Raw genomic sequence first — 15,489 nt, 5'->3', positions numbered from 1 at the left:
TCAGCCCTTCGAGGGGTCCTTGAGACCGATGATCGTCAGGTCCGTCAGGCTGGTGCTCGGGTAGTAGCCGGCGATGTTCTCACCGGGAAGGAAGATGCCCTTGCTGAACACGAGCGGCGCCACGGGCGAGAGCCCCATGATCTGCTCGTCGAGGTCGCCCCAGGCGGTCTTCGCCTCGTCGACGTCGGTCATCGCGGTGATCTCGTCGATGCGGTCGTTGATGGCCGGGTCGTTGATCTGGGCGAGGTTGGAGTTGCCCTTCTCGAAGATGTTCCGTCCGTCGAACAGCGGCGGGATGATCGTGCTGGCGCTCGAGGCCCAGTCCGGGCACCATCCGGTGATCGCGGCGTCGTTCTGCTGCGAGGGGGTGCCGATCGTCTCGTAGTAGATCGAGGTGTCGATGACGTTGAGGTTCACCGTGATGCCGAGCGGCTCGAGAGCCTGCTGGATCGCCTCGGCCTGACCCTGCATGAGCGGCTGCGAGCGGATGTCGAGGGTGAACTCGAATCCGTCCGAGAGCCCCGCCTTGTCGAGCAGCTCCTGCGCCTTCTCGGTGTCGCCCTTGTCGCCGTCGCTCTTCCAGAGGTTGAAGTCCTTGAAGCTCGAGACCACGGGCGGGATGATCGTGTACGCCGGGTCGGCGAGCTGCGTGCCGCCCGAGGCGTTGACGAGTGCCGAGCGGTCGATCGCCCAGTTGATCGCGGTGCGCACGTCGGCGTTGTCGAACGGCGCCTTGGTGGTGTTCATCGACATGTAAGTGGTGCAGAAGGCGTCGGCGGTGATCGCGCGGTCCTTCAGCTGCGGCGTCTGCAGACGAGGCAGGCTCGCCGCGCTGACCGTGCCGGCGATCGCGTTCTGATCGTCGCTCTGACCGGCGATCATGCGCTCGTCGATCGTGGCGGGGTCGATGCCGATCTCGAACTCCCAGGAGTCGGGGTAGGCCTTGCGCACATCATCCGTCTTGTCGTCCCAGTACTCGTTGCGCTCGAGCACGATCGAGCTGCCGGGGGTGTACTCGGCGAGCGTGTACGGGCCCGAGGCGATGACGTCCTTGATGAACTCGTCGCCGGCGCCGGTGCCCTCGGGGAAGGGGACGGCGTTGGGCTGCGCGAGCACGTTGTCGAACTCGGGGAACGGCTTCTTCAGGTGGAAGACGATGGTCTTGTCGTCGGGCGTCTCGATCGTGGGCAGGTCGCCCGTGATGTACGGGCCCTGGTATCCCTCGGGGGCGTCGATGACCTGACGCAGGTAGGGCGAGCCGATGCCGACCTGGGGGTCCCACGAACGTGAGATGCCGAACTTCATCGTCTCGGACGTGATGGGGGTGCCGTCGTCGAAGAAGATGTCGTCCTTGAGCGTGTACGTCCAGGTCAGGCCGTCGTCCGACGCCTCGCCGAGCTTCTCGGCGAGGTCGGGCACGATCTTGTTCGGGTCGTCGGCGTCACCGGCGGCCTGCATGGTGAGGCCGCGGTAGATGAGGCGGTAGAACGCATTGACGCCGCCGTCGAAACCACGGGACGGGTCGAGGTACGAGAAGTCGGCGTTCTGGAGCATGTGCACCGTGCCGCCCTTCTCGGGGGTGCCACCCGTGCCGGCCTGAGAAGGATCGGAGTCGCCTCCCCCGGCAGAGCAGCCGGTGATGAGCAGAGCGGATGCGGCGGCCGCGGCGATGAATGCGGGAAGCCTCTTCGATGTGGTCACAGGACCAGACCTTTCTGTCGTTAGCGCCATTGCGAATGGTTTCTATAGAACCCCATGACAGTGCAATGTACAACTGTACTGGTCAGACTTTTCTAGCCGAGGATCGCAGGGAGTGGCGATCTTGTAACAGGATCGTCACGTGGGGAGATGCGGATCTGTGACTGAGTTTCGCCTCTGACCTGGGGTAGATCAAGCCTCACCGAGGCGCATCGGGCGTGGCCCTGTCACGTTCAGTGAAAGCGCCCACGGCCCGGCTCCTCGTTTGATGATCTCCCGGACGATCCGCTCTTCATGCCGCAGGAACAGAGCAGCCTGCTCGTCCGGTCGCATGTCTTGCTTGGCGCCTATCCACACAGAACGGATTCCATGCTCGCGGTAGGCCGCCAACTCGGCGGGCCGAGTGCGGATGCGTCTGTCACGTGTCACGACGATGAATCCCAGGGCACCGACGATCGGCATCCACTCGAGATCGAGAGAACCGAGCGGCACTTCAGGCAGATCCGGATGCCCGGGAGACAGAAAGTCCTTGCGCCCGGAACGCCGAAGCACCTTCGCCAAACCCAGCGTGTTCTCGTCCGCGAAATACACCGGCGAGAACGGAGTCATCAGGCTGCTCGGTCGCTGCCGACGATGAGTTCGAAGCGCAATGCTTCGTCGACCTGGTCGAGAGTCAGGTCGTAGAGGTCGGCGAGCTCGTCGCGCGAGCTGCCTGCCTTGTAATCTCCGGCGAGGATCTCCGTGCGCACGTTGCGCACCGCAGGCTGGCCGAAGGTACGCGCCGGATCCATGACCACGAACGGAGTGCGCGGGTCGGGTCGGATGCTGCCTGCGGCGCCGTCCACGTACTGCACAGCGTCGCTGAATCGTTCGGTCGCTGCGGTGAGCATGCTCTGCCCGTTGCGCACGACGACGAGTTGGAGGGATCGGTCCAGCCCGACCTGTTCCTGAACGATCTGCACGAGCTCTCGCCCTTCGACTTCGAGGAACGGCTGCGCGAGCGCGAGTGGGTAACGGCCGAACCGCTCTCGAAGCTGTTCGATCGCGGGACGCAGTTTCTGAACAGTGACGTCGCGGCTTCGGAACTCGGCGAGGAGTCGGGCTTCGACCATCTCGCCCCAGGTGACGACCTCGGCTCCTGTCGAGGCTTCACGAAGGATCGGCTCGTAGAACTTCCCCGCCCTGGTGTACCCGTCGAGCCAGCGTCGAGCGGTCCCCCCGTGCAGACCGACGAGACGATCGACATCCGAGTAGGAATAGATCGCCCTGTCGAGCATCGAAGTGGTCATGGCGTCAATCATGACAGTCCCGTGCTCCGGGTCGCGGATTGCGCGAGAATACGCACTGTTCTCCGCACGCTCACCTCGCTGACGCCGACAGAGTGCCGGTCCCGTCGCGCATCCAGGTGAGGTTCGAGCTGTCACGGAACCGCATGCCGGCGATGGTGCGCTTCTTCGACTTCGTCACAGGCCGGATCTCTTCGTCGAACGAGCGGAGTCTCGACGCGAACTCCCAGGCGTACGCCTCGGAACTCTCTTCGAGGTAGTACGCCCCCGGAGGTAGGATCGTCAGCTCGATCGGACGGCGCTCGGCCCCGCTCGCACCGGTCACTCTCACCGTGACGTCGTAGATCGCCTGCTGCGAGGAGTTCACGACGACGGCGCCGTATGCCTTCGCCTCGTCGTCGACGATGCGCGAGGCAACCCACGCGAAGACCTGGCTGGCCTGGGTCTGCCTCTCTCGAGCGGCAGAGCTCTCGTCGCGCTTCGCTTCGACGGCGAACAGCCGCCCCGCGTGCTTGGCGCCGAGGATCGCTGCGACGAGCGCACCGATTGCGGTGAGGGCGGTGATGACATCTGCGAGAGATCCGAGTTGCACGGGACGACGGTATCCACCCGTGAGCCCGTCGACGTAGCGGACGCGCTGTCGCGAGACGCAGTACTCCGGCATACCTCCACCCACGCACGCGGCAGGTGCGGCCCGGAACTGTTCACCTTCACGCGCTCGTCTGTTCACTTTGACGACCTATCTTGAGTGCGGTCGCGCGAACGCGGCTAAGAAAAAGCCGAACTGTTGTAAGAACCGCACAATGCCGGGGTAAAGTCGTTCCAGACATACCTCGATGACGAGAAAGGGCGACCATGGTCGACATCCGAAAGAAGCGCTGGTCTCTGCTGGGAATCGCTGCGGTGGCGGCCGTGACCCTGACCGGATGCGCGGGCGGCAGCACCGACGCCGAAGGCGGCTCGGGCGATGGCGGATCGGATGCGACGCTCATCGTCTACACGAACTCCAACAGCGACGGCCGCGGCGAGTGGATCACCGAGAAGGCCGCGGATGCCGGCATCGACATCGAGATCGTGGGCCTCGGCGGCGCCGACCTCACCAACCGCATCATCGCCGAGAAGAACAACCCCGTCGGCGATGTCGTGTTCGGTCTGAACAACATGTTCTTCGAGCAGCTCAAGTCCGAAGAGGCGATCACCGCCTACGAGCCGAAGTGGAGCGGTGAGGTCCCCGCCGACGCGGGCGACCCGGCCGACGGCGTCTTCTGGCCCCTCGTCGAGCAGGCCATCGTCACCGTCTACGACGAGAACAAGATCACCGACGCCCCCTCCGACGAGGAGGACCTCTGGACCGACGAGAAGTACGCGGGCCGCTACGAGGTCAACCCGGCACTCGGCCAGGCGACCCCGCAGCTCGTGCTCGCCAGCATCCTTTCGCGTCACCTCGACGAAGACGGCGACCTCGGCGTCAGCGACGAGGGCTGGGATCTGGTGAAGTCGTACTACGAGAACGGCTCGCCCGCGGTCGAGGGCACCGACCTCTACGCCCGCATCACGCGTGACGAGATCGACTACGGCGTGATCCCGTCGAGCGGCATCGCAGCCCGCGACGAGGAGTACGGCACGAAGACCGGCATGATCGTTCCCGACTACGGCGTGCCGTACGTCACCGAGCAGATCGCGCAGATCAACGGATCCGGCAACGAGGAGAAGGCTCAGGAGTTCATCGACTGGTTCGGCAGCGCCGAGGTGCAGGGCGAGTTCGCCACCGAGTTCAACTCGATGCCCGTCAACGAGGGCGCGGTCGACAAGGCCAACCCCGAGGTCGTCGAGCTCATGGGCACCCTCGACCGTCAGGACATCGACTTCGGCTTCGTGAGCGAGAACCTCGGCGCGTGGGTCGAGAAGGTCACGCTCGAGTACATCGGCTGAGCGACAGCCTCCGAGAATCACGAACACGACCGGAAAACACACATGATCCGTTTCGAAGATGTCGAGGTCGCATTCGGCGATCACCGTGCGGTCTCGCACCTCGATCTGGAGATCCAGGAGGGTGAGTTCTTCACCCTCCTGGGTCCGTCCGGATGCGGCAAGACCACGGCCCTGCGCTCCCTCGCCGGGTTCGTCGAGCCGACCGGCGGACGCATCCTGATCGGCGGGCGCGACGTCACGCGCGTGCCGAGCGAGAAGCGCGGCGTGGGGATGGTGTTCCAGAACTACGCGCTGTTCCCCAGCATGAACGTGCGCGAGAACATCGCGTTCGGCCTCTCGATCCAGAAGACGTCGAAGGCCGAGCAGCGCCGCCGCGTCGACGAGATCGCCGACCGCACCGGCCTTGCGCTCTCGCAGCTCGAGAAGAACGTGTCGGAGCTCTCGGGCGGGCAGCAGCAGCGCGTGGCGATCGCCCGCGCGCTGGCGCTGACCCCCAGCATCCTGCTGCTCGACGAGCCGCTGTCGAACCTCGACGCCAAGCTGCGCGTGCAGCTGCGCGAGCAGCTGAAGGACCTGCAGCACGAGGTCGGCGTGACCACCGTCTACGTCACGCACGACCAGGAGGAGGCGCTCACCCTCAGCGATCGCATCGCCGTGCTGGATGCCGGCACGCTGCAGCAGGTGGGCACCCCCGAGGAGATCTACGACCGCAGCGCGACGCCGTTCGTCTGCCGCTTCATCGGCGAGAACAACCGCCTCAGCCCCGCGCAGATCACGAGCCTCGGCGGCGGACTCGACGCCACGGCCGAGAGCTATGTGCGGCCCGAGAAGCTGCACCTCGCCGAAGCGGGCGATGCGTCCGCGGCATCCGCGTCGCTCGACGGGACCATCGTCGACCGCACGTACCACGGCAGCCACAGCGTCTACACGGTCAACGCCGAAGATGCTCCGCTGCGCGTGAGCGTGCCCGCCGCGGCGAGCGCCCGCCAGTGGAACCCGGGCGACGCCGTGCGCGTCGACATCGACCCGCGCTGGATCCTGCAGTACCCGGCGGCGTGACATGTCGGATGCGCAGAAGCCCCAGAACCCCACGAGCTCTCACAACCACACAGACCCCGCGGTCCCGCCCTCCGCAGCCGTGACCGGAGATGCCGGCTCCCTGACGACCCACGCGGTCGTCGAGGGTCAGACGGCGGGACCGCGGCCCCGCAAGCGCGGACGTCCCGGCAGCGTGACGGCGATGCTGCGCTCCCCGCTCGCGTGGATCACGGGCATCATCGTGATCTGGTTCGCCGCCGCGTTCCTCGTACTGCCGAACGCCGCCCTGCTCGGGGTCACGTTCTTCCCCGACGGGCAGTTCAGCATCCGCGCCGTCGAGAAGCTGTTCGGCAGCGAGCGTGCGCTGAAGACGCTCGGCAACAGCTTCCTGCTCGCGATCACCCTGTCGATCACCGTGAACGTGGTCGGTGTGTTCATCGTGCTGGTGACGAAGTACTTCCAGGTGCGCGGCGCGAAGATCCTCTGGCTCGGCTACGCCACGACGCTCATCTACGGCGGCATCGTGCTGGCCGCCGGATACAACTTCATCTACGGCCGGTTCGGGTTCTTCACGAACATGATGGTCAACGTCTGGCCCGACATGGACCGCGACTGGTTCTCGGGGTACTTCGCCGTGGTCTTCGTGATGACGTTCGCGACCACGACGAACCACATGCTGTTCCTCTCCTCGTCGCTCGGCAAGGTCGACTACGCGTCGATCGAGGCCGCCAAGCTCATGGGCGCCTCGACCTGGACGATCCTGCGCCGCATCGTGCTGCCGGTGATGAAGCCGATGCTCTTCGCGGTCACGGTGCTCACGTTCCTCATCGGGCTCGGGGCGCTGACCGCTCCGCTCGTGCTCGGCGGACCCGACTTCCAGACCGTCGCGCCGCTGATCATCGACCTCTCGCGCAGCCCTATCACGCGTGACATCGCGGCTCTGCTGGCGATCGTGCTCGGCATCGCGACGATCATCCTGCTGGCGATCATGAACCGCTTCGAGAAGTCGGGCGTGTACTTCTCGGTCGCGAAGGTGGCGACGCCGATCCAGAAGCAGAAGATCCGCAACCCGTTCGCGAACAGCGTGGTGCACGTCATCGCGTACCTGCTGTGGGTGATCTACCTGATCCCGGTCGTGCTGATCGTGATCTTCTCGTTCGTCGATGCGCGCAGCATCCTCGCCGGGTCCATCACCCTCGACAGCTTCACGCTCGACAACTACATCACCGTGTTCTCGAGCGCCGAGGCGATCCGTCCGTTCATCGTCAGCGTGGTCTACAGCGCGCTCGCCTCGCTCATCGTGGTCGGCGGTCTGCTGTTCGTGGCGCGGATGCTGCAGAAGCACCGCAACCTGCTGACCACCGCGATCGAGTACGTGCTGCACATCCCGTGGATCCTGCCGATCGTGCTGATCGCGCTCGCCCTCGTGACCGCCTTCGACGAGCCGCGGGCGATCGTGGGCGGCATCGTGCTCACCGGCACGCCGATCCTGCTGCTCGTCGCGTACATCTGCGTGAAGATCCCGTTCACGCTGCGCCTGCTCAAGGCCGGGTTCGCGTCGGTGCCCGACTCGCTCGAAGACGCCTCGCGCATCCTCGGGGCGAAGTCGTTGACGACGTTCCGCCGGGTGCTGATCCCGCTGGTGCTGCCGACCGCGGCAGCGATCACGGCGCTGAACTTCAACAGCCTGCTCGACGACTACGACGCGGCGATCTTCCTCTACCACCCGCTGTTCAAGCCGCTCGGTGTGGCGATTCAAGAGAGCACGCGCGGCGAGAACAATCTCGACGCGATGCCGATCACGTTCGTCTATACAGTGCTGCTGATGATCATCATGGGTGTCACCATGTATCTCGTGTATGGACGAGGTTCGCGCGCAGGAGCGCCCCGCAAGGTTCGCGCGACGAAGAAGGCGCGCGCGTGAGTTCGTCGTCGTCGTCTCTGTCTTCGGAGCCTGGCGGGCCGGGGCTGCGCGTCACGGTCAGTGATGTGGCCGCGGCGGCCGGGGTCTCCCGGGCGACCGCGACCAGGGCGCTGAAGGGCGAGGGGCGCTTCGCTCCCGAGACGCAGGAGCGGATCCTCGCCGAGGCCGAGCGCCTCGGATACGTGCGCAACACGATGGCCGCCGAGCTCGCCGCCGGGCGCACCGGCACCGTCGGGCTGATGCTGCGCGATGCGAGCAACCCCGCGTATGGGCTGCTGTTCTCGCGGCTGCAGGACGAGGCGCACCGGCGCGGACTCGATCTCGTGACCGTGACGATCGGCGCCGACGAGCAGGGAGCCGAGCAGGTCAATGCGCTGCACCGGCTGCTCGGCATGCGCGTGGCGGGGCTCATCGTCGCGACCGGTGGCATCACGGCCGCGCAGCTCGAGCCGTTCGCCGACCAGGTGCCGATCGTGCGCGCGGGTCGGGTCGAGACGGCGACGGGGATCCATACCGCGCACTACGACGATCCCTCGCATGGAACGATGCTGGCTTCTCATGTCCTGTCGCTCGGGCACCGGAACGTGGTCGTGCTCTCGGGCGCTTCTGATGTGTCGTTCGCCGAGCATCTACGGGCGTCGGCGATGCGCGAGACATTGGTCGCCGGCGGGGCGTCGGTCACGCTGCTGTCTGCGGGCGCCGCCCCGACCGAGGGGGTCGACGAGGCGCTGGCCGCCGTGCGCGATGGCGCCACGGCCGTGATGTGTGCGTCGGACTATCGCCAGCTCGCGGTCATGCGCGCGTCGCGTGCTGCGGGGCTGTCGGTGCCCGGCGATGTGAGCGTCACGGGGTGCGACGGCATCCTTCCCGGTGCCGACCTGCTGGGGCTGACCACGCTGCGCATTCCGGTCGAAGCCGTTGCCGCTGCGGCCGTGGAGACGATGCAGCGGCTGCTGAGTCCCGATGCTGATTCCGATTCCGACTCCGATTCTGAATCCACCGTCAGGCAGGCGTTCGTCGGAACGCTGGTGCCCGGCACGACGGCCGCGGCCGTCTGACTTTCTGTATCTGTACGCCGTCTCACTGGAAGAGAAATGATCCTCACCGAACACTCTCGCCCATCGCACACCTTTGTGCACATCTCCGATACGCACCTTCCCGGTGAACGCTCGCCGCTCTACGGCAGCGGGGCGGATGCCGATGCGAACCTCGCTTCTGTGCTGGACCGGTTGGTGTCTTCGGGGTTGCGGCCGGATGCGTTGCTGTTCACCGGCGATCTCGCCGATCGGGGCGATGCGTCGTCGTATCGGCGGTTGCGGGAGATGGTCGAGCCGGCGGTAGAGGCGCTGGGCTGCGAGGTCGTGTGGGCCATGGGCAACCACGACGAGCGTGCGGCGATGCGGGCGGAGCTGGGGCTTGCGGGCAGGCCGTCGGATGCCGTGATCGAGGTGCGATGGTTCGGGGGGATGCGGGTCATCGTGCTGGATTCGACGGTTCCCGGGGAGCACTGGGGCCGAGTGGATGCGACGCAGCGGGCGTGGCTGGCCGCGGAGCTGTCGAGACCAGCGCCGGAGGGTTCGCTGCTGCTGATCCATCACCCGCCGCTGCCGACGGTGCTCGACCTCGCGGTCACGGTCGAGCTGCGCGAGCAGGTCGCGTTGGCCGAGGTTCTGCGTGGTTCGGATGTGCGCGGGATCCTCTCGGGCCACGTGCACCACCCGTCATTCGGCACGTTCGCCGGGATCCCGGTGGCGGCGGCTTCATCGAGCGCGTACGGCCAGGATCTTGCTCAGCCCGTCGGTGCCACCCGAGGGCAGGATGCTGCACAGGGCTACAACCTCGTGCACGTCTACGACGGAACGATCGTGCACTCGGTCGTCGGCCTCGAGGTCGGCGCGGACGTCGGCGAGCCGGTCGCGGCGGACGAGGCCGGGCGGCGGATCGCCCACCGCGGCATCTCCTGGCGCTCCCCCGCCCCCGCCCGTTGAGCGCCGCCCTCACCCCCGCCCGTTGAGCGAGCGAAGCGAGACGAAACGCGCTCCGTCCTCAACAGAGCCCCGCCCGTCAACCGAGCGAAGCGCCACCCCGTCCGTTGAGCGAGCGAAGCGAGACGAAACGCGCCCCAGCTGATCCAGCGCCAACGCCCTCACCCCTCGAACACCGCCCGAACCTCGGCGAGCGACCGCCCATAAACGAGCTCGGCGACGCGCGCCGCAAGGTCGGAGGTGACCTGCACGACGGTCGCCCCCTGAGACGTCCATCTCCCGCCGCGCTGCGTGAGGTCCAGGCCGGGGAGCACTTCCGCGTCCGGCAGCTCGGGGCGGCCTGCGGCGGCGCGAGCGGCAGCTCCCAGCATCCCGACGAGCCATGCTTCGCCGAGCGCGTGCGGACGGATCGACGCGCGCGGACCGCCTGGGCCGACGAAGACCTGGAGCATGGTGTCCGCGCGGCGCACCGTCCAGGTGTCGCCGCGGTACGTGAAGGTGCAGGCGATGTCGACGTGCAGGGTGACCTGGGCGCCGTAGCTCTCGATGGCCGCGATGCTCTCGGCGCTCAGCAGCTTCGCCGCGATTTCCCGCTCGCGGCGCCGGAGTTCGGTGGCGTACTTCTCGCGCGCGATCGGTGCGTACTCCGCTTCGAGGTCGTAGCGGTGCGCGGGAGCGCCCTGCGCGAGACGGTCGAACAGCCATGCCGGATCGATCTGCACGAAGTACCGGAAGTAGATGTCGGCGGGCCCGTGGTCGAGCGCGCGGTCAGTCACGAGCATCCGCACGCCGTGATCGACAGACCACACGGCGGCCACCTCACCATCGACCACGACCACCCACGACCAGCCTTCCGCTCTGATCTCGGGCGAGCTCTTCTCGATGGCCGCGCTGAGCATCGTGCCATGGGGAACGGACAACGTCCCTGCGTGCGAGACGACGTCGTCGCCCATGGCGACGCTGTCGCGGTCGACTCGGAGTTCGATCATGCACCGCTCCCGTCCGCGCCCACCGGCCACGTCCAGTCGATCTCGACCTCCTGCACCTGCTTCGCCATACGACGCCGTCGTGACGCGGCGCGCTTCGTGTTCGCGTTGGTCCGGTCTGGCCATCGCCAGTCGGCCGGGAACATATGCAGGGAGAGCGTCGTCGCGCCCGCGGCCTGCGGATCGGCGGCACGCACGAGCGTGAAGGCGTAGTCGCTGACCCTCCACACAGCGCGCGGAAGGGTGATCCGCGGGTCGCGGCTCAGCCTCGCGCCATACCCGTCGTCGGGGTCGAGAGGTGATTCGGCGTGGAATCCGCCGCCGCCGAAGTAGTGCACGAAGTCCATCTCGAGTGATCGATGGAGCGCGGTCATCTTCTCCTCCGCGTCGTCGGAGCCGTCGGAACGCGCGAGTGGGAAGATGGTCAGCAGGCCGTTCTCGACTGCCCACGGACTGATCTCGCGCCACTCTACGTCGATACGGATCCGTCCGTCTTCTCCGCGCCGTTCTCCACGCCGGAACCGGCCCACCTCCTCGACGATCGCGAGACCGTCCCCGAGTTGCACAAAGCTCTCCATGTACCCAGCATGCCGTGGCCGGCGACGGACCGCCCGTTGGGCGATCCACTCCCCCGTCCGTTGAGCGATCCACTTCACACTCGCCCACTGCGCGCGGAGCGCAACCCCCGTCCGTTGAGCGAGCGAAGCGAGACGAAACGCCAACCCCGCCCGCCCGTTGAGCGCGGAGCGCTAACCCCGCCCGTTGAGCGAGCGCAGCGAGACGAAACGCCTCAGCGGCTGACGGCGATGTCGACGACGTACGCGGCACAGGAGCCGGAGTCCTCGTCGCACTCGTCGTATGGGCTCCCGCTGACCACGACGGAGGCCGCTCCGTCAGCAAAGGACTCGGGCACGGTGATCTCGGTCGAGAAGCTCCCGTCTCGCTCAACCGGAACGTCGACGTGGTCAGACTGCTCGCCCGATGACGAGACCACGGCGATCGAGTACGAAGCTCCATTCTCGTAACCGAGATCGCACTCGGCCGCCGCACTGCGGACCGTCAGAGATCCGCCCGGGGCGACATCTACGGACGAGACATCCAAAGGAGCAGGCAGGCACCGGTCGGGGTCGGGCGCGCACGCGGTCAGTGTGGTCGCGGACAGCATGGCGATCGACGCCGCCAGGCCGAGCAGGAGCACCCTCGACACCGGACGATTCCTTCGAGCCTTCACCCGGAGACCTCCTCGTCGACAAGAACGTTCGCCGCCTGCAACACCGAGCGAAGGCCAAACACACCCTCGAAGAGGTGAGTCGGCATCCCGAGCCGCTCGGCCCCGGCGAGCTTGCTGGCCGAGTCATCGGTGAAGAACACCTCGTGCGGGGCGAGCCGCATCGCATCGAGGACGTGCTGGAACGCCCGAGCATCGGGCTTCGTCCAGCCGATCTCTGCAGAGTTGAAGACAGCGTCGAAGTGGGCGTCAAGGTTCATCTCGGCGGCTTCGGCCCGGATCGTGTCCGTGCCGTTCGTGAGGATGGCGGTGCGGATGCCGTTCGCTCGCAGTTCGTCGGCGAGGTCGAGAACCTCTTCATCAGCCTGGAACGGCTGGCTGCCCCACTCCTCGGCGGCTGCGGCGTTGCCGAGATCCCCGCCGATCCGCTCGACCCAGTCGCGGCGCGAGATCCTTCCCGTCGTCACCTCTTCGAGACGGTGTGGAGCGAAGGCGATGGCCTCGATAGAACCTGGTTCGAGTTCGTGCGTCCGCTCGATCCTCGCGACGTTCTCGGGGTCGAAGTGACGGACGACTCCGTCGAGGTCGAAGAGCACGGCGCGGATGGGAGGCATCGGATCACGATAGCTGTCCGCGGAATCACTCACGACATCCCGTAGTTGGAGCAAAGCCGCGCCGTACCTGTCGACCGCCGAACACCAGTCTTTACAGAGCCTTTCTCGTTCTCACTGTTAGGAGTGACGCAAAAGGCCCCGGCCCGGTTGAGCACAGGGCCGGAGCCTTTCACCTAGGGACGACCTACGGCTGGATGAATGCCTCATCGGCAAGGATGCCGGGCTGCACCCGCACGAGGAACGTCTCCCCGTCTGCCACGAGGAACGCCTGCGAACCGGAGGCCGACGCACCGGTGTACAACTCATCGAGGCCCATGCCGTTACCGAGCACGACCAAGGCGTCGTAACTGTTGACGACGTTCCCGGTTGAGGTGACGAGGTCGAGCATCACCTCGGCCGCGTAGCTGGAGTCAGATCCCTTGTACGTAACGGTGTAGTCGACGATCACGTAGTGCGAGCCTGCCGGAGCCGGCTCGTTGAACTGGTTCGCCTCGGACACCACTGCGTTTCCATCAGGGTTCACCGAGGTGACAACAACACTCCACTCGCTGTTACTGATCTCAGTACCCACTGGGGCCGGGTTATCGCGGGACCCCTGAGCGGCCTGGGCAGGTGCCTCTTCGGCGGGTTGCTCGGCAGCCTCTTCCTCGGGTTGTTCTGACTCGACGGGCTGGCTGACGGTGGTGTCACCACCGCCGAATGCGTCATTCGCCGCGTTCGCGATGACGCCGAGGAAAACGACGATACCCACGATCGTTCCGATTATCGAAACGATGAGTCCGACGATGCCGAGCCACTTCTTGTCCCCCTTGAGGAACAAAGAGACGATGCTCAGGACGAAAGCGATAGGCAACAGAATCCAACCGACGATCAGCGCACCGGGGATGCAGGCAAAGATGAAGCCGATGGCCGCGACGATTGCGGACACGAGGGCGAGCACGTTGAGCTTCTTTTTCGTCCGAGGCTCAGTGGAGGCGGGGTCGAGGGTGGCGACGGGAGTCCGATTCTCGGCCTCACCGGCGAAGTTCCCCCATTGCTGACCGTCCCACCAGCGCTGACGGCCGGAGCCGTCGTCGTACCATCCAGCGGGAGTTTCAGTCGGTGTTGTCATTCGCTCATCCTGGCAGAACGCTGTGAACGATTTGGGACGCGTTGCAGCTTCGTTACGTGGGATTCGACGCGCCACCTGAACAGTGATTCAGGCTCAGCGCGAGGGATGGGTCGCTCGAACCCGCCAAGATCGAATCATGACCGACCTCCCTCATCTCAGCCTGTTCGCTATGCCGAAGCCTGTCCGCATCACCGGGCGCAGTTCGAGCATCACGAACTCGTTTGTGAACGGCGTCATTCCCGTTGTTGTTCCTACCGAGTCCGAGCTGCAGGAAGCGCTGGAGATCCTTGGCATGCGCGAACACGTCACCTGCTCTTACTGCGGCGACACGAGCACGGAGTGGGATCACTTTCGCCCCCTGGTCGAGAAGCAGCGGCCCACCGGGTATATCTCGGAGATTCACAACCTCGTACCGGCGTGCGGTAAGTGCAACCAGAGCAAGGGCAACAAGCATTGGCTCACTTGGATGCGCAGCACCGCTCGGCTATAGCCGACAGCTCGGGGCATCGCAGACATCGAGGAGAGGATCGCGCGACTGCAGGAGTACGAGGACCGCGGGGTTCCGACAAAGATCGACTTGAAAGCAGCTGCTGGTACCGAGCTCTGGGAGAAGCACTGGGCTCATCACAGAGAACTCCTGGAACTCATGCGTGTCGCCGACGAGCAAGCGCAAGAAATCCGAGTGCGCGTCCGAGCAGCGTATGCCGAGCAGCGCGATGCACTCGACTGACGTAATTACCTCAATCGTTCGCCGCATTGGCCCCAGTCGCGCGAGCAATGCGCGTCCGGGGCCAATGCGGGTGTGAAGTACTGACCCTCACGGAACCACGATCATCTTGCCCGCAACCCGACCTTCTGCAGCCTCCGCGTGCAGCGCCGGAAGCTCGGTCAGCGGGATCCGCCGCGTGACCTCGAGCGCAAGCACGCCCTCGTCGACCAAGGACGCCAGCTCGGCCAGCTTCTCCGCATCACTCCGCACGAACACGACCACAGACCGCACACCACAATCCGCATCGTCGGGTGCCGGCATCCACGCGGTGGCGCTCACGACGATCCCCCCGTCGCGCACGAGTCGCACCAGGGCGGTGAACTCGTCGGGCTCGATGGGAGCCAGGTTGAGCAGGAGGTCGACCTGATCGGTGACAGCATCGAGGACGTCGGCCTTGGTGTGGTCGATGATCTCGTCGGCACCCGCTGCGCGCACTGCCTCGGCGCTGCGCGGGCTGGCCGTCGCGATGACGTACGCACCCGCACGCTTCGCCAGGGCGATCGCGTACTTGCCGACGACTCCGCCGGCGCCGACGATGAGCACGCGCTGCCCCGCCTCGAGGCCGCCGTCATCGAAGAGCGCCTGACGAGCGGTCAGCGCGACTGACGGGAGCGCTGCGGCATCCGCGAGCGGCACGCTGGTCGGCGCGGCGACAAGTGCATCCGCCGGAGCGATGACGTACTCCGCCGCTCCGCCGTCGGTCGCCATCGACAAGAAGGCGATCACCGCGTCACCGACCGCGAAGCCGTCGACGTCGTCGCCCACGGCGTCGATCGTTCCTGAGACGTCGTAGCCGGGAACGTGCGGGAACACGACCGGGATGGCCAGGAATCCAGCGCGCATGCCGTTGTCGGCGGCGTTGAACGCGGATGCTGCGACGCGCAGCCGCACCTGGCCGGCGCCCGGGATGGGCTGGTC

At 66.2% G+C, this 15,489-nt stretch carries 16 protein-coding genes; 6 read left to right on the top strand and 10 right to left on the bottom strand.

Going from position 1 to position 15,489, the window contains the following annotated elements:
- The 4 genes from DXT68_RS01180 to DXT68_RS01165 form a co-directional block, all read right to left on the bottom strand.
- Positions 1-1,701 carry an ABC transporter substrate-binding protein gene (locus DXT68_RS01180; RefSeq protein WP_244268130.1) on the bottom strand — a complete coding sequence of 567 codons (1,701 nt, stop codon included), beginning with the start codon at positions 1,699-1,701 and terminating at the stop codon, positions 1-3.
- A gap of 189 nt (positions 1,702-1,890) precedes the next feature.
- Complete coding sequence (locus DXT68_RS01175; protein ID WP_052677624.1) at positions 1,891-2,307, bottom strand: PIN-like domain-containing protein; 417 nt, start codon at positions 2,305-2,307, stop codon at positions 1,891-1,893.
- Positions 2,307-2,987, bottom strand: a complete 681-nt coding sequence (locus DXT68_RS01170; RefSeq protein ID WP_052677623.1) for a DUF433 domain-containing protein — start codon at positions 2,985-2,987, stop codon at positions 2,307-2,309. Before DXT68_RS01170 ends, DXT68_RS01175 begins: the two co-directional genes overlap by 1 nt.
- Before the next feature lie 70 nt (positions 2,988-3,057).
- Positions 3,058-3,648 carry a hypothetical protein gene (locus DXT68_RS01165; RefSeq protein ID WP_045253070.1) on the bottom strand — a complete coding sequence of 197 codons (591 nt, stop codon included), beginning with the start codon at positions 3,646-3,648 and terminating at the stop codon, positions 3,058-3,060.
- A gap of 191 nt (positions 3,649-3,839) precedes the next feature.
- On the opposite strand from DXT68_RS01165, the gene DXT68_RS01160 reads away from it, so the two are divergent.
- From DXT68_RS01160 to DXT68_RS01140, 5 genes are all read left to right on the top strand, one after another.
- Positions 3,840-4,916 (top strand): extracellular solute-binding protein, encoded by a 1,077-nt coding sequence (locus DXT68_RS01160; protein WP_045253069.1) that lies wholly within the window; start codon positions 3,840-3,842, stop codon positions 4,914-4,916.
- 42 nt (positions 4,917-4,958) lie between these two features.
- The gene (locus DXT68_RS01155; protein WP_045253068.1) at positions 4,959-5,975 is read left to right on the top strand and encodes an ABC transporter ATP-binding protein; all 1,017 of its coding nucleotides are present in this window, start codon (positions 4,959-4,961) and stop codon (positions 5,973-5,975) included.
- 181 nt (positions 5,976-6,156) lie between these two features.
- A complete protein-coding gene (locus tag DXT68_RS01150) occupies positions 6,157-7,878 on the top strand; it encodes an ABC transporter permease (protein WP_045253102.1) in 1,722 nt (573 codons plus the stop codon).
- Positions 7,875-8,936 (top strand): LacI family DNA-binding transcriptional regulator, encoded by a 1,062-nt coding sequence (locus tag DXT68_RS01145; protein ID WP_082068820.1) that lies wholly within the window; start codon positions 7,875-7,877, stop codon positions 8,934-8,936. Before DXT68_RS01150 ends, DXT68_RS01145 begins: the two co-directional genes overlap by 4 nt.
- 75 nt (positions 8,937-9,011) lie before the next feature.
- Positions 9,012-9,866, top strand: coding sequence for a metallophosphoesterase (locus DXT68_RS01140; RefSeq protein ID WP_244268127.1), 855 nt, complete (start codon positions 9,012-9,014; stop codon positions 9,864-9,866).
- A gap of 158 nt (positions 9,867-10,024) precedes the next feature.
- On the opposite strand, the gene DXT68_RS01135 is transcribed toward DXT68_RS01140, so the two are convergent.
- The 5 genes from DXT68_RS01135 to DXT68_RS01115 all read right to left on the bottom strand — a co-directional run bounded on the left by DXT68_RS01135 (position 10,025) and on the right by DXT68_RS01115 (position 13,802).
- Positions 10,025-10,852 (bottom strand): hypothetical protein, encoded by an 828-nt coding sequence (locus DXT68_RS01135; protein ID WP_045252773.1) that lies wholly within the window; start codon positions 10,850-10,852, stop codon positions 10,025-10,027.
- Positions 10,849-11,427 (bottom strand): hypothetical protein, encoded by a 579-nt coding sequence (locus DXT68_RS01130; protein ID WP_156149232.1) that lies wholly within the window; start codon positions 11,425-11,427, stop codon positions 10,849-10,851. Before DXT68_RS01130 ends, DXT68_RS01135 begins: the two co-directional genes overlap by 4 nt.
- Before the next feature lie 212 nt (positions 11,428-11,639).
- Positions 11,640-12,056: a hypothetical protein gene (locus DXT68_RS01125; RefSeq protein WP_045252775.1), complete on the bottom strand. Its 417-nt coding sequence runs from the start codon at positions 12,054-12,056 to the stop codon at positions 11,640-11,642.
- A 20-nt stretch (positions 12,057-12,076) separates the two neighbouring features.
- A complete protein-coding gene (locus tag DXT68_RS01120; RefSeq protein ID WP_045252776.1) occupies positions 12,077-12,691 on the bottom strand; it encodes an HAD family hydrolase in 615 nt (204 codons plus the stop codon).
- A gap of 184 nt (positions 12,692-12,875) precedes the next feature.
- Positions 12,876-13,802, bottom strand: a complete 927-nt coding sequence (locus tag DXT68_RS01115; protein WP_052677585.1) for a DUF2510 domain-containing protein — start codon at positions 13,800-13,802, stop codon at positions 12,876-12,878.
- Between the two features lie 136 nt (positions 13,803-13,938).
- Here DXT68_RS01115 and DXT68_RS17125 point away from each other — a divergent pair, with 136 nt between their 5' ends.
- Positions 13,939-14,292 carry an HNH endonuclease gene (locus tag DXT68_RS17125; RefSeq protein ID WP_208856502.1) on the top strand — a complete coding sequence of 118 codons (354 nt, stop codon included), beginning with the start codon at positions 13,939-13,941 and terminating at the stop codon, positions 14,290-14,292.
- A gap of 327 nt (positions 14,293-14,619) precedes the next feature.
- Here DXT68_RS17125 and DXT68_RS01105 read toward each other — a convergent pair whose 3' ends face one another.
- Positions 14,620-15,462 (bottom strand): NADP-dependent oxidoreductase, encoded by an 843-nt coding sequence (locus DXT68_RS01105; RefSeq protein ID WP_341853346.1) that lies wholly within the window; start codon positions 15,460-15,462, stop codon positions 14,620-14,622.
- Positions 15,463-15,489: the final 27 nt, after the last annotated feature.

Origin of the sequence: Microbacterium foliorum (assembly GCF_003367705.1) — a bacterium.
Classification (GTDB): Bacteria; Actinomycetota; Actinomycetes; order Actinomycetales; family Microbacteriaceae; genus Microbacterium; species Microbacterium foliorum.
Note: the sequence above shows the minus strand (reverse complement) of the source record. Positions and strands in the feature narration are given on the sequence as shown.

Excerpts from the sequence above, each read along its gene's own strand:
- DXT68_RS01115 (WP_052677585.1), bottom strand. The coding sequence starts at position 13,802 with ATGACAACACCGACTGAAACTCCCGCTGGATGGTACGACGACGGCTCC.
- DXT68_RS01170 (WP_052677623.1), bottom strand. The coding sequence starts at position 2,987 with ATGACCACTTCGATGCTCGACAGGGCGATCTATTCCTACTCGGATGTC.
- DXT68_RS01135 (WP_045252773.1), bottom strand. The coding sequence starts at position 10,852 with ATGATCGAACTCCGAGTCGACCGCGACAGCGTCGCCATGGGCGACGAC.
- DXT68_RS01130 (WP_156149232.1), bottom strand. The coding sequence starts at position 11,427 with ATGGAGAGCTTTGTGCAACTCGGGGACGGTCTCGCGATCGTCGAGGAG.
- DXT68_RS01150 (WP_045253102.1), top strand. The coding sequence starts at position 6,157 with ATGCTGCGCTCCCCGCTCGCGTGGATCACGGGCATCATCGTGATCTGG.
- DXT68_RS01165 (WP_045253070.1), bottom strand. The coding sequence starts at position 3,648 with ATGCCGGAGTACTGCGTCTCGCGACAGCGCGTCCGCTACGTCGACGGG.
- DXT68_RS01160 (WP_045253069.1), top strand. The coding sequence starts at position 3,840 with ATGGTCGACATCCGAAAGAAGCGCTGGTCTCTGCTGGGAATCGCTGCG.
- DXT68_RS01175 (WP_052677624.1), bottom strand. The coding sequence starts at position 2,307 with ATGACTCCGTTCTCGCCGGTGTATTTCGCGGACGAGAACACGCTGGGT.
- DXT68_RS01120 (WP_045252776.1), bottom strand. The coding sequence starts at position 12,691 with ATGCCTCCCATCCGCGCCGTGCTCTTCGACCTCGACGGAGTCGTCCGT.
- DXT68_RS01155 (WP_045253068.1), top strand. The coding sequence starts at position 4,959 with ATGATCCGTTTCGAAGATGTCGAGGTCGCATTCGGCGATCACCGTGCG.
- DXT68_RS17125 (WP_208856502.1), top strand. The coding sequence starts at position 13,939 with ATGACCGACCTCCCTCATCTCAGCCTGTTCGCTATGCCGAAGCCTGTC.